The organism is Coprococcus sp. RTP21281st1_F1_RTP21281_210402 (genome assembly GCF_040915325.1).
GTDB classification, from domain to species: Bacteria; Bacillota; Clostridia; order Lachnospirales; family Lachnospiraceae; genus Coprococcus; species Coprococcus aceti.
This window is the reverse complement of sequence record NZ_JBCPDQ010000006.1, coordinates 124,456-136,768: the sequence shown is the minus strand read 5'-3', so window position 1 is coordinate 136,768 and position 12,313 is coordinate 124,456. Positions and strand designations below refer to the sequence as shown.

Annotated in this window: 17 protein-coding genes; 2 read left to right on the top strand and 15 right to left on the bottom strand. The window is 35.8% G+C overall.

Going from position 1 to position 12,313, the window contains the following annotated elements; all coding sequences use genetic code 11:
* The first annotated feature begins 119 nt into the window (after window positions 1-119).
* Both AB5150_RS10110 and AB5150_RS10105 read left to right on the top strand, forming a co-directional pair.
* Complete coding sequence (locus tag AB5150_RS10110; RefSeq protein WP_055271924.1) at window positions 120-1,019, top strand: hypothetical protein; 900 nt, start codon at window positions 120-122, stop codon at window positions 1,017-1,019.
* A 4-nt stretch (window positions 1,020-1,023) separates the two neighbouring features.
* The gene (locus AB5150_RS10105) at window positions 1,024-2,019 is read left to right on the top strand and encodes a virulence RhuM family protein (protein ID WP_022215857.1); all 996 of its coding nucleotides are present in this window, start codon (window positions 1,024-1,026) and stop codon (window positions 2,017-2,019) included.
* A 110-nt stretch (window positions 2,020-2,129) separates the two neighbouring features.
* Here AB5150_RS10105 and AB5150_RS10100 read toward each other — a convergent pair whose 3' ends face one another.
* The 15 genes from AB5150_RS10100 to AB5150_RS10030 form a co-directional block, all read right to left on the bottom strand.
* A complete protein-coding gene (locus AB5150_RS10100) occupies window positions 2,130-2,543 on the bottom strand; it encodes a hypothetical protein (protein WP_022215858.1) in 414 nt (137 codons plus the stop codon).
* A gap of 125 nt (window positions 2,544-2,668) precedes the next feature.
* A complete protein-coding gene (locus tag AB5150_RS10095) occupies window positions 2,669-3,067 on the bottom strand; it encodes a hypothetical protein (RefSeq protein ID WP_022215859.1) in 399 nt (132 codons plus the stop codon).
* A 69-nt stretch (window positions 3,068-3,136) separates the two neighbouring features.
* Complete coding sequence (locus AB5150_RS10090; RefSeq protein WP_156329424.1) at window positions 3,137-3,322, bottom strand: hypothetical protein; 186 nt, start codon at window positions 3,320-3,322, stop codon at window positions 3,137-3,139.
* A 47-nt stretch (window positions 3,323-3,369) separates the two neighbouring features.
* Window positions 3,370-3,900: a CbrC family protein gene (locus tag AB5150_RS10085; RefSeq protein ID WP_022215861.1), complete on the bottom strand. Its 531-nt coding sequence runs from the start codon at window positions 3,898-3,900 to the stop codon at window positions 3,370-3,372.
* Between the two features lie 25 nt (window positions 3,901-3,925).
* On the bottom strand, window positions 3,926-4,756 hold the full coding sequence (locus AB5150_RS10080) for a hypothetical protein (RefSeq protein ID WP_022215862.1): 831 nt from the start codon (window positions 4,754-4,756) through the stop codon (window positions 3,926-3,928).
* A 95-nt stretch (window positions 4,757-4,851) separates the two neighbouring features.
* Entirely contained in the window at window positions 4,852-5,478 is a 627-nt protein-coding gene (locus tag AB5150_RS10075) for a hypothetical protein (protein ID WP_021938294.1), read from the bottom strand.
* Between the two features lie 186 nt (window positions 5,479-5,664).
* A complete protein-coding gene (locus tag AB5150_RS10070) occupies window positions 5,665-6,519 on the bottom strand; it encodes a DUF2262 domain-containing protein (protein WP_055271925.1) in 855 nt (284 codons plus the stop codon).
* A gap of 24 nt (window positions 6,520-6,543) precedes the next feature.
* A complete protein-coding gene (locus AB5150_RS10065; protein WP_022215865.1) occupies window positions 6,544-7,101 on the bottom strand; it encodes a hypothetical protein in 558 nt (185 codons plus the stop codon).
* A gap of 66 nt (window positions 7,102-7,167) precedes the next feature.
* Window positions 7,168-8,190, bottom strand: coding sequence for a hypothetical protein (locus AB5150_RS10060; protein ID WP_021938297.1), 1,023 nt, complete (start codon window positions 8,188-8,190; stop codon window positions 7,168-7,170).
* A 221-nt stretch (window positions 8,191-8,411) separates the two neighbouring features.
* The gene (locus tag AB5150_RS10055; protein WP_022215866.1) at window positions 8,412-8,750 is read right to left on the bottom strand and encodes a DUF6572 domain-containing protein; all 339 of its coding nucleotides are present in this window, start codon (window positions 8,748-8,750) and stop codon (window positions 8,412-8,414) included.
* Between the two features lie 39 nt (window positions 8,751-8,789).
* Window positions 8,790-9,410: a hypothetical protein gene (locus tag AB5150_RS10050; protein WP_022215867.1), complete on the bottom strand. Its 621-nt coding sequence runs from the start codon at window positions 9,408-9,410 to the stop codon at window positions 8,790-8,792.
* Between the two features lie 143 nt (window positions 9,411-9,553).
* Window positions 9,554-9,937: a hypothetical protein gene (locus tag AB5150_RS10045; RefSeq protein WP_055145172.1), complete on the bottom strand. Its 384-nt coding sequence runs from the start codon at window positions 9,935-9,937 to the stop codon at window positions 9,554-9,556.
* A 504-nt stretch (window positions 9,938-10,441) separates the two neighbouring features.
* Window positions 10,442-10,828: a DUF6572 domain-containing protein gene (locus AB5150_RS10040; RefSeq protein WP_022215869.1), complete on the bottom strand. Its 387-nt coding sequence runs from the start codon at window positions 10,826-10,828 to the stop codon at window positions 10,442-10,444.
* A 185-nt stretch (window positions 10,829-11,013) separates the two neighbouring features.
* Window positions 11,014-11,508, bottom strand: coding sequence for a hypothetical protein (locus AB5150_RS10035; RefSeq protein WP_055145163.1), 495 nt, complete (start codon window positions 11,506-11,508; stop codon window positions 11,014-11,016).
* A 102-nt stretch (window positions 11,509-11,610) separates the two neighbouring features.
* On the bottom strand, window positions 11,611-12,270 hold the full coding sequence (locus AB5150_RS10030) for a suppressor of fused domain protein (RefSeq protein WP_055271927.1): 660 nt from the start codon (window positions 12,268-12,270) through the stop codon (window positions 11,611-11,613).
* Window positions 12,271-12,313 lie beyond the last annotated feature (43 nt).

Below are 12,313 nucleotides of genomic sequence, written 5' to 3'. Positions count from 1 at the left end.
TCTATTATAAGAAAAGCCACAGAATAGAAATAAAGTAATTACATTTCCCTTTATCTGTGCTATGATAGTAATAGTTTTGAATTTTATTCAATTACTTTTATATAGAAACGAGGAAGTATATGATGAATTTATTTGCAAACTCCAGTTCCAACTGGGTAAAATATGATAAATACGAATGGAAAAAGGCAGACAATGGAACTCTCTATATCACTCCCACAGAGGATGCAAAGCCATCCCTTTACAATCCGGTTAAAGAATATCAGGATATGGTTCTGGCTGCCATTAACATAGGCACTCTTGCCATGAAGGAAGAACCGAAAGAATCCCTTCAGGCTTCTATTATTGATTTTGCCTGCAATTATGGTTTGCTCGGACTTATGACCGCATTACCTACCACACCGGAGTTTATTACATATGAAGCAGTATATTTACCAAAGAACCATTTTATCAGGGAAGAAAGTCTTAGCACAGAAAAGTACCTGTCCTACTTTTTTCCTTTTGATAATATTGATTTTGTAAAGCATGGTGTTGAATCTTCATGGAGTACTGACAGTTCGGAAATGATTGCATTGATTATGGCGATGAAGAACAAACCGCAGGCAGTTCTTATGAGCTTTCAGAAAGAATATGCAGAACGCTATGACTGGCTTGTGACAGTATTCAGAGATTGGGCATTTACCTTTTTCTCAAGTTTTCTGTATTATCAGGATTATGACCGGTTAGATGAAAACGAAAGAAATCTGTACCGACAGGGAATGGCTGTATTTGGCGGTATTGCACCAACTTATCACATAGAACTGCTGGACAAACCTACTATTGTGTGGGAATTCCACTCATTACTGCTTGGTATCCAAATGATGTTTTCATTTATGCTTACCGATGATAACTCTACTCTGAAAGTATGCAAGCACTGTGGCAGTGCCTTTGTAGCAACCAGAAGCAATATGGAATTCTGCTCTCCTCAATGCAAGAACCAGTACAATGTGTATAAGAGCAGGGCGAAGAAAAAGGAGGATTAAGTCTATGAATAACTCAAATATCATTATGTACACAACCGAAGACGGACTGACCAAGATAGAGACAACTTTTGAAGATGATACAGTATGGCTGTCACTTGACCAGATGGCTGAATTGTTTCAGCGTGATAAATCAACCATATCCCGCCACATCAAAAAAATCTTTGAAGAAGGGGAATTACAGCGAAATTCAGTTGTTGCAAATTTTGCAACAACTGCCGCAGACGGTAAAATCTACAATGTAGATCACTATAACCTTGATGTCATCATCTCCGTTGGATACCGTGTAAAATCCCATCGTGGTACACAGTTTCGTATCTGGGCTATGGGAATTTTAAAGGAATATATGAAAAAAGGATTTGCTCTGGATGATGATCGCTTAAAACGATTGGGTGGCGGCAATTACTTTGATGAACTGCTTGCCCGTATCAGAGACATCCGTTCTTCTGAAAAAGTATTTTGGAGAAAAGTGTTAGAAATCTATGCGACCAGTATCGATTATGATCCTCATGCTGAAGCCTCTGTCCAATTTTTCAAGCAAGTTCAGAACAAAATGCACTGGGCAGCCCACAAACACACCGCTGCTGAAGTAATCTATCAGCGTGCTGATGCAGAAAAGGAAAATATGGGACTTACTTCATGGAGTGGTGATACCATACATCGTTCTGATGTGGAAGTTGCCAAAAACTATCTCTCGGAAGCAGAACTGGATGCCCTAAACAAAATCGTTACTGCGTACCTTGACATTGCCGAAGTCCATGCCCTTAATCAGGAGCCTATGTATATGAAGGACTGGCTGGAAACCATTGACGATTACTTGAAAATGACCAGAAGGGATATACTTACCACCAGCGGTCATGTCAGCCATAAACAGGCTATCGAAAAGGCTCATGCTGAATATGATAAATATAAAAACCGACTGGAGGATAGCCTTTCTCCGGTGGAGAGAGATTTTATTAAAAACATTGGAACCTTGGAAATGATTGCGGATTCGCAATCATAATTCGAAAGGTGGATTGCCCCACACTCATTTTAGGGCAATCCATCTCATTTCTCTGTATCCTTTCAATTTTCCACGATTTATCAACCTCAAATAAATGCGTGCTTATTTAATCATACTTTAAACGAATCTATCCACTTCTGGGCTTCTATTCCTGGATCATAATCTTCAAGTGCACTCAATTCTTCCCCATATCTATAATTTGAATCAAATGCACCGGAAGCAACATTATATACATACCTAAATTCTTGAGGCATAGGCATATCGTATTCTTTACATATATCTTCAAGTTCAGGTATAATTTCATCCTCTATCACATCAAATATCTCTAATATATCTTTATCCGATATACCCGCTTCAAGATTACCAAGTATTGAGCCTTTTACTCCGAAGGCACATGTTTCCATTGCTGACCATTCATCCGATTGAATGAAAACATATATTGTATCTACATTATCACCTATAACCTCTAAAAACATTGATATTATTTCTGATTGTTTTTCTGTAAATGCATCTTCAAAAATCATAATTGCCCCTTCAGCAAATTTAGAATTTCAGCTTTCCCTTACCAAGTAAGACAAAGTCTGTTCCCTTTGTCATCATATTCTGTATTCCAATAATGCGGAGCATTCACTTTCGTATAAATTAAAGCCTACTCCCATATTATTTTTGTCCTGCCTATACTTTTTTCCGGTGCAAAATAGAATTTTACAAAATCGCCTTCCTTTACGTTGTGTTCTTCCTGTTCTGATTTTGTTATTGCTACATCTGCAATTGTAATTTTATTATATTCATTATTTTGCAGTACCTCGTTAAACCATAATAGCCTTATGTCTATTTTATTTCCTTTATCCTTCATTTTCGCTACCATTGCTTTTTGTACCCATGCATTTTTCTCAACAAAATTCACTTCTGTTGACATTAAAATATTTCTCTGCTCCTCTGTTAATTTAGAAACCATATCTATGCGTTCTTTACTGTCTTTTCCTGCCACTATAAAAACTACGGCAATAAAAATAACTACTACAACTGCTACAATTAAGTATGGCATAAAACATTCCTCCTGCTTAATTCCATTTCCAAGCTTTAATAACCTGAATAAAGGAAATTTCATTTTCCCTTATTTTAACACATCAATTACAGATATTCTATCCTCAAAACTTGTAAATTTTATCTTTTCATAAAATTCTGCTTCATCGAATCCGAACAAATTCTCTGAATTCTCATATTCTTCATCCGTCGGTTCTATGATGAATGCAGGAGTCAATGACACCCCTTTTAGGAATTCATCTTTTATTCTAAGCATAGTCACGCACCCTTTTTTGTCATTCTTACCTAACTCCATTGCTTCCCTTAATCACAATCAACATTCAATCTAAATTTTCCACAATGAATACATCTGAACAAATATCCAGCCAGGGAACCGCCCTTTTCTAACATTTCATTATCAAAGTCCATTCCCTCTACTTTTTTGTATTCTTCAATAATACTTACTAAATTCATCTCTTTTAATTCCGCATATCCTACATCACCTAAATACTCACAATAGTCATCGCAACATGCCAACCAATATTCGCCTTGCCAAGAACAATATCCCGGTGTTCGCCTAAACAATTCAGTCCTTTTCTCCTCATCTGATATTTCCTCTGCGTATTGGATAAATTCACCATCATACTTTTCTGCTGCCTTACCATTTGCCACACATTCCATGCAAATACAATCCACTTCTCCACTGCAGTACATAGTTGACACATACACATCTGTTTTGTTGCCACAACACTGGCATACATTATTATCGAACTGAACTGCATCTAAAACTTTTTCTTTATCGTAAACATTAGGATGATATTTAAATTTGGGTAATTTCAAAGAATTATCATTCATTTTTGTATCCTCTTCATCTTCACAACTACATCAACTCCGGACAGTTCTCTACATACTCAGAAAACAGACCCCCACCAATCTCATAATCTCTTAATGCAACTTCCTTGCTACTCATAACCTCAGGGTTCAGTTCGTCAGGCAGAATACAAAGCAGACATTCTTCATCCGACATCGGTAAGTCATATTTGGAAATGCCGTACTTTTCATTAAAAACCCTGCCATTTACCACATAAATTTTCAGATGCTCATTCATAAGCAAGCGCTTCTGATTTAATGTTTCACTATAAAATCGGTTATATAAAAAATCAAGCATCTCGTCACTTGGCTTTGAAAAGTAGCAAAGTGCAGTCTGGGAATTGAGCAAATCAAGAAATGCTATATCCTTCACATAAATAAGCTCACACCGTTTTGCACCATCTGGTACTTTGTAAAATGTGCGCTTTACGTGGTTTTTCCACAGACAGTAAATCCAGACATCGACATAAAACAATAAAAATGCCAAAAAAGGTAAACCGAAGTATGTCAGGACACACGTACCACCAATAAACAAAACGATCATAGTTATAATAACAGCCACACCTTTTGCCGAGCCATATATATGTATATACCATTCTTCGATGTATTTGTACCGATAGGATTCTTCTATCTCTGCAGGGTCTTTCATTTTTTTCCTGCATTTAATTACAAAAGGCGACAGAGTTATAATCGCAAAGGCAAGCATTGCCGAAAGTACAATAAATGCATAGCTTACCTGCTCATTTTCCAAATTAAACCAAACATACAGACAATCAACCGCCAATATGAAAAAACCAATGTATTGCCAAAATAAATACGGATGCTTTTTTATGAATTTCATTCTATACTTAAATTCCCTTTCCACTCCAATATACCTATTACAACTTATCCCACACCCAATCGGGTGCTGAATAATGAATATTCAAATTGATAGATTTAACCCCCTGTAACTATGTCGTCCAAATATCTTCCAAACACCATATGCTCATACGAAAACTGCTCCGTATTTTCTGCATTGATATTCAGATCGCCCATAGCGATACATAAAATCTGCGTATCATCATTTACTTTGCAGGCAAATCGCTGATTCCACAGCTTTCCTGTAAGGTAATACAGTTTAAGTTTGCCTTCCGGCAATGCATTCATGCCGATTAACCAGTTGTACAGAATATTGAAAAATTCTTCATCCGGAATAGCTTCCATTCCAATAGTAAGTGCAGATTCCTCGTACAGTTGATTCAGAATCTCTACCTGTTTAACATCTATCTTTTCTATATTTTCCGCTCCCACAGGCACCGAATACAGCAGCTTCATAATACGTTTTTTCCTTAGCAAAGCATATGTAACAGCTGCTCCAAAGCATAAAAAAATTACAAGGAGCATGATAACTCCTGCTTTTACGTTCGCTCCCATCAAGCCAAATGCAGCTATAGTCAAAATGAGACACAAAAAAAATATTGTTCCAAATATCACATCAAAACGTTTCTGATTTTTGTTGTTTCTGTTTCTTGTGTTATAGGCTCTAAACAGGGCATCTTTTATACTCTTGTTAATTGTGTTCATAATCTCACTTACTACTTTCTATCATTATTCTGTTCAAAAAAACTCACCAATTCTTACACAAATAAACGGCTTTCCAATACCATTTGGACATTTCTGTGCTTCAAAAAAGCAATCTATACTTTTGCGAATTTCCTGTGCAAGTTATTTTCTAAAGCCGATTGTTGTACAGATTGCCAAGGCTGTTATCTATCTCATATCCGCACACACCATTTTGCCCTTAGAATCCACATCTACATCAATCTCATGTCCGCCAAATACATAGCCATCATCATATCCTATAGTATAGGAACCATTTTGATTCACAAAGATGTATTTCATGCGTTCTTTTAATGCGTTTGCAAATTCTTCCGGTGTAGAAAAATGAATTTCACATTCATCTTCATAGTCTTCCAAGCACTCCAAAGCAGCGTCATACAATGCTTCATCAGCTGCAATATATTCTCTAAATGCTTCATCTCTTGACACAATATGCTCCACAAAATCTCTTGCAACAGCCAAAGGCTTTTTCCAGGTTGCTTTACTGCTCCACTCTACCTCAATATAAATCGTAATATCATTACCTAAAAAATGATACGTTCCTTCAAACAGCCCTTCTGATTTCTCTAACACCAATTTCCCCAAAACATCATCTTCTAAAACAATCGGTGCCAGATATTTTTCCTGCTTTTTATCAAGCTTTGTTCCGGATACATTTTCTTCTAATACCTCTTTTACATACAAAAATGCAAGTTCCCCAAAGGTACTATACTGTAATCTTCCCAAAACCTTATAAATCACACCATCTTTAAATCTGTTAAAATATTCGCTGTTTTCATTCTGTGCCTCATACTCCTGATTTGATATAGGCCATGTCATAATCTTTATCTTCTTTACCACACAATCAGCATTTATATCATATATTGCAACAGCAGAACATGTAATAATATGATACTTTTCATTCTTGCTCAAACGTGAAGAACCACCGTTTCCAACAAGGACATAATACAAGCTCTCCTCGCCATCAAATTTATTATCTTTCTGATAGATTCCATTCATATCCATACACATTCCTCCTACTTAATTCCCTTACCAAGCAAGGCAAAGTCTATTCTCTTTGTCATCATATTCTGCATTCCAATAATGCGGGTCATTTACTTCCATATAAGTTATACCCGGGATATCCGTCCTAACCTTCGTCTTTAGTGTCTTATTTAGAAAAATAAATGTTGTTTCATCACTATCACTGAAACGACCTCTATAGGTTTCACGTATTGTATTTCCAGCCTCAAGCTCTGCCAGCAAAATATCATATAGTTTACTATGAGATTTTTTAAATCTCCGGATATTATTCCATTCATAAAGAAGCTTCTTAAGATCTTCGGTACTTACGCAAAGAGGCTCGTAATCGTCAACCAAATAACATGTTATAACGGTAATTTCCTTTTCTATGTCCGCAGAAAAAACATTTCCAGCCGTATTATATATTTCAGCTTCACCGTCAATCACTATGTCTACACTTCTTTCCATCAAATCCGGAAAATCAATAAGACAGCCAAGCAGTGCTTCATACTCATTCGAAAGAGCAGGGCGAATTATTTTGTTTCCATCATCAAAGGTTTGCACATCATATGTATGTTGAATCAATTTCTTCTTTCTCCTATCACATTTCTTTGGCACAGGCTCAATATATAAACTTCAAAATGTCACGTGCTACATACTTTCTTTAATTTCTCCATACCAGCTCATCAATTCTGACACAGGGGATATTCCACTTTTGGTATAGTCATCATAACGATAGGACGCATCAAATTTATGAGTTGCAACATCAAACTCCAGCTTATATTCATTCGGACATTTTTGTTGGTACATATCACACAACTCAACTAGCTTACTAATATCTTTTGTTCCAATTGATAAAAATTCATCAGAGGCTTCATCATCAGCAAAATTACCGGCAGGTATGACCCTATCTCCTTTGACAAAAATAGCATTGAACATTTTCTGTGATGCATCCTGATAAATATAGATATATATTTTATCAACGCATCCGCCCGTATATTCCATACACAGAGAAACAAATTCTGACTGTAAATCAGTGAACGCATCTTCAAAAACCATATCAACATCTCCTTCATTAGCCGCAAAGCCTGTACATCTTATCTTTTCATTAAATTCTGCTTCATCGAATCTGAACAAATTCTCTGAAATTTCATATTCTTCATCCATCGGTTCTATGATGAATGCAGGAGTCAATGAGACTCCTTTTAGGAATTTTTCATATACCATTCTGTTATCCAAATCAAGATGTTCAGATTGTAAAAAATCATTTATAAGCTCCGATGTATTCGAACCGTATTCATCTCTCTGGTAATCTTCTATAAACTCCTCAAAACCATCAAATACTTTTTTCGTAATTGGAATATATTTGTACCATAATAGTATATTTATAAAATCATCTACAGAAGCTGCGATATATCCGGCTCCACCTTCCGAATCAATCATGGAAACATATTGATTATCCACCAATACACATACTCCACCATCACCATCACTGGCAAATGGAATAAGTTCATAATTCTGTTTACAGCCACCCTCCATTAGAGATTCCAAGTCATCCTGTAATTCGTTAGGTTTCCATATTTCCAATCCACATTTCCAATATATTTCATCCTTAAGCTCGGTGCTATTATTTATCCTGTCCAAGTAGTAAAATAGTTTTTCTTTCTGTGTCATTTTTCAATCCTCCTTTTCTGCTGCAAAATCTACTGCTTAAATGCGAAAGTTTCTTATTTTTTAGACTTCAAATGAGCAGAGTACAACATATCCAAAAACAAAGAAAATGAATCCGCAATCTAAATTATAGCAAATCCGATGCTATATATTTTGAATCGCAAAGCTTTCTCCTATTCCATCCTTTTGCGTATTTCCCTTGCATTTTCCATATCCTGAACCAATTAATATAAGCCATTTTTCATGGGAATAGACAGCCTCTTGGAAATCCGGATACCTCGCATAATCGTCTCTTTTATTTTGTTGAGAATAAACTCAACCTCTTCAGTAGGCTTGTGACAAAAAATAACTTTTATATTTGGAGTCTTGCCACTTCCACCGAAGTCTTCGTATATCTGCCCCGATGCAATATAGTCTAAATAATCGTTTACTTTGTCCTGAAGAACCTCTAAGTGCGCTTTTAATATCTCTGAATCCCATGGAATGTGATCACTAATGCATACTGTAACTTTGTCATCGTCTTCATGACCAAAATCTACAACATTTCTATCCAATACAGACATCTTTATCAACCACCACCTACTTTTTTATTGCCAACCTATTCATTGAAGGTAAATATCATTATCCACAATATACTTCAAATTACACCGATTTAGCATCCACGTCTTATTCCTTGCTCCATTTTGATATTGAACAATCTGCTCTTTTACCTCATCTGACAGTCCAACATATATTTGATGTGCTTTATCCTTAATTGCTTCCTGTCCTAAATGTTCTGCTATAAAATCAAGATGTACATCATACTTTTCAAACCCTTCAAAGAAGAGATATTGTACAGCCGAATGATAATTATTTTCAAATCTATGTACTAAGTCCATTGCTGTCTCTTGAAATCGTTTTTCTAATATATTCCTTGTTTCAAGCAACCTGCTTTCCGTTGATATATCATACCAATATCCATTCTCTGGCTGGTAACTCATAGATGCCACAACATTATCGACTGGTAATTTTCCATACGTTTTATAGATAAGTCTCAACTCTGCATTTATCTCGATGCTTTGACCGGATTCATTCCATTTTGAAGAAAAGAAATTAATTTCAAACACAATATCTTTCACGGTCTTCTTTAACACACCACTTTTAAGATACTTGAAACCAGTTATCTCCGACAGCTCCTGAATTAATCTTGTTTTTGCTTCTGCAACATTTAACATATCTTCCATCTTCTTCTCCTTAGTATTTTAACACCAACATTAAGACAGTTCTATTACAACTATCTATAAAATACTCGTATATCAATTCAGACAACGCATCCCTGCCAAGCTTAATAATCCGGCATTCATTTTCTTTCATTTCAACCATCTAGTCACAGTACATTTTCGTCTACATGTTTTTTTAATGCTTCTGAAAAATCCTCTAATAGATTTATCCAGTCGCCATATTCAATGCCGGCAATATGTAAATCTCCCCATGCCCGAATATGACAGTTACATACCATTCTACGTATAAGTTTCTCATCACACACATGCATATGCTCATATTGTTTCAGAAAATCATCTACTTCCTTCCATTGAGCATGATTACTCTCCTTTAACAAATCTCTTATTCGCATTGCCATAGTTTTTAGATTTGATTCCACATTTGCCTCCTCTGAACCTAACCATTCTCCGTAAAACCATATATATGATTTTTCATACCAATCTTCATCATGAAGCTCTTCCATATATCCTATCTCTGGTAACTTTGTCACGATTGCATTATCCTTCAAATAGTAATATTCACTTTTATCTGCCAGATCCAGGTATTTTTTCAAGTTCGACTAATACATTAACTAAGATATTATTTTAATCAATTTTTATAAAATATTTTTCATTACTATATTTGTCGTTATCCGATTCGATATACAAAAAAATTTCATCTTCGGATTCCCATTCAACCTTAAAGTATACTGTTTCATTATATCCTGGTTTATTTGTTTCGAAAACCAATGTATCATCTTTAAAAATATATGGACGACTTACATAGTCATATCGTAGAGTTATAGAATAGTTACCACTAGGTGAATATATAACTTCATCTCTACTTGTTTCATATTCAATTTCACTTGTCGTACATCCGGTTAATACAAATAATACTAATATACATAACACAGCGTTTTTTTCACCAGTTCTACCTCCAGTTCTGAGCTATAATTATATTTCGTACGGTCCATATACTATATTCTCATCCCACATCTTAGCAAACACACACTCCCTTAAAAGGATCCTTGTCCATATATTTCGCCTTCTTTAATTTCTCCATTCTCTACTATCATCTCCACATTTTCAAACACGTTCATAAACACATGCTTTGCTTTTTCTAAAAGCCTATGGCACAGCTTCGGTTCCTCAAACAGAAAGCTTACACGCAATTCTATCCTTCTAACATTTGGATACTTTTCCTCATATTGTCCTGAATCTATGTACCAAATATATGTATTGAGTTTCTCCTGCAATAACAATAAATGTCGATTTATATCTGACCAGTCCATTCCATCTGCAAGAAGAAGTATCAAGCTGGAAGTATCCTGTTCATATGCCATGCCATCAATGGTGTCTGTGTTTTCAATATTCAACTTCTCATCGTTATTATCTAACTCCATAGCTTCTCCTATTCCATCCTTTTGCGTATTTCCCTTGCATTATCCTTCAAATAATAATATTCGCTTTCATCCGCCAAATCCAGGTACTTTTCAAGCTCGGTTGAATGAATCATATGCAGTACATGAAGCACCATTATTTTCTGATGCTCATGCCCAAAAGCATCATCCTTATATTTATCTCTCCATCAAAATTCTATTGCGTGCTCTTCTGCTTTGTCCGGATGGATATATGCTAATGACTTTAGTGCCATACGCTGTGTATACTCATCATCAACCTGCAGGAAATCGAAGATTAAAGCTTTTATTTCATCCTTGCCATGATAATCCTTTAGACTCTCTTCAAACTGCCACTTTGCATTTATATATTCAGTAAACAGCACCTTTTCACACAGTAAAGCATACCAATCAGGATATTTTAATAACACCTCTATAATACGACTGCATTCATTATCTCTAGCAATTCCAAACAAGATATCATCAAGCATTTGCTCCGTAGCCTCATCGCAGGATGTATATTCTATTATTTCGAGAATAACCTTATACATATCATCAAATTTATCTAATCCGATTCCCCATTCCCCGTTATCATTTCTTTCGCTCCAGTTGGGATATTTTTTATCTGCTTCTTTGACAAATTGGGCAACTGCTCTATGTAGTTTTCTTTCATAATCAGCAGACATAATGTACCCCTTTCATTTACCGATAACTTTTCATAAATGACCTGCTATTGCACGTTTCATAATGTTCACATCATTTTTACAGCAGATCTATCATATACAAAATTATACTAGGTAAGATTTCTTTCTTCCTAAATCTGTCACAAGGTAAGGATTATCCTTTTTCATGGCATCAACAAGCGGCTTAACTTTAGTCGGATCTGCCTTAAGCATTTCATACTCTTCACTGGTTATACCTACGAATTGTAGGAAATCAACGCGACCATATATTGTATCAATTCCCGGCACCTCTGTATCCTCTACTGCAAGGATGGCTGTAATCAGTGAGTCTGCACCTACTTTTATAGGGGTTCCCATATTTGACATAAAATGTCCGGGCTCAAACCAGCTTTCCTTTGTATAGGTGTATCTTCCAAGATTTCCAAGGAAATTTATCGCCCACATACAATCATCATCATTATCCGCTTTCAGTTTAAAAGTCATCTCGTACCCCCAGCGACTATATTTTCCACCAAAAGCTTCCTCATCAGCATAAAGCTCTGTCATGCCAAAGGTTACAATATGCCGGTGTCCATGTGGCGACTTGTAAATTGAATATCCATCAATATATTCCGAACCGCCAAACATTGCTCTTGCCTCAATATTAGTTCCATAATGATTTGGCTCCTGACCAGGATAACATTTAGCAAATGCTTCCTCAATGGCATCCCATCCAGGTGCATATTCTTCATCCTTAACCTTCTCTCTGAATTCTTCTATAGTCATTTCTTTTTCCCCCCATACAATCATGAAACTTCAAATTAATTAA

Bases quoted from the DNA above. Each gene is read 5' to 3' on its own strand.
- AB5150_RS10110 (WP_055271924.1), top strand. From the start codon at position 120: ATGATGAATTTATTTGCAAACTCCAGTTCCAACTGGGTAAAATATGAT.
- AB5150_RS10105 (WP_022215857.1), top strand. From the start codon at position 1,024: ATGAATAACTCAAATATCATTATGTACACAACCGAAGACGGACTGACC.
- AB5150_RS10100 (WP_022215858.1), bottom strand. From the start codon at position 2,543: ATGATTTTTGAAGATGCATTTACAGAAAAACAATCAGAAATAATATCA.
- AB5150_RS10095 (WP_022215859.1), bottom strand. From the start codon at position 3,067: ATGCCATACTTAATTGTAGCAGTTGTAGTAGTTATTTTTATTGCCGTA.
- AB5150_RS10090 (WP_156329424.1), bottom strand. From the start codon at position 3,322: ATGCTTAGAATAAAAGATGAATTCCTAAAAGGGGTGTCATTGACTCCT.
- AB5150_RS10085 (WP_022215861.1), bottom strand. From the start codon at position 3,900: ATGAATGATAATTCTTTGAAATTACCCAAATTTAAATATCATCCTAAT.
- AB5150_RS10080 (WP_022215862.1), bottom strand. From the start codon at position 4,756: ATGAAATTCATAAAAAAGCATCCGTATTTATTTTGGCAATACATTGGT.
- AB5150_RS10075 (WP_021938294.1), bottom strand. From the start codon at position 5,478: ATGAACACAATTAACAAGAGTATAAAAGATGCCCTGTTTAGAGCCTAT.
- AB5150_RS10070 (WP_055271925.1), bottom strand. From the start codon at position 6,519: ATGGATATGAATGGAATCTATCAGAAAGATAATAAATTTGATGGCGAG.
- AB5150_RS10060 (WP_021938297.1), bottom strand. From the start codon at position 8,190: ATGACACAGAAAGAAAAACTATTTTACTACTTGGACAGGATAAATAAT.
- AB5150_RS10055 (WP_022215866.1), bottom strand. From the start codon at position 8,750: ATGTCTGTATTGGATAGAAATGTTGTAGATTTTGGTCATGAAGACGAT.
- AB5150_RS10050 (WP_022215867.1), bottom strand. From the start codon at position 9,410: ATGGAAGATATGTTAAATGTTGCAGAAGCAAAAACAAGATTAATTCAG.
- AB5150_RS10040 (WP_022215869.1), bottom strand. From the start codon at position 10,828: ATGGAGTTAGATAATAACGATGAGAAGTTGAATATTGAAAACACAGAC.
- AB5150_RS10035 (WP_055145163.1), bottom strand. From the start codon at position 11,508: ATGTCTGCTGATTATGAAAGAAAACTACATAGAGCAGTTGCCCAATTT.
- AB5150_RS10030 (WP_055271927.1), bottom strand. From the start codon at position 12,270: ATGACTATAGAAGAATTCAGAGAGAAGGTTAAGGATGAAGAATATGCA.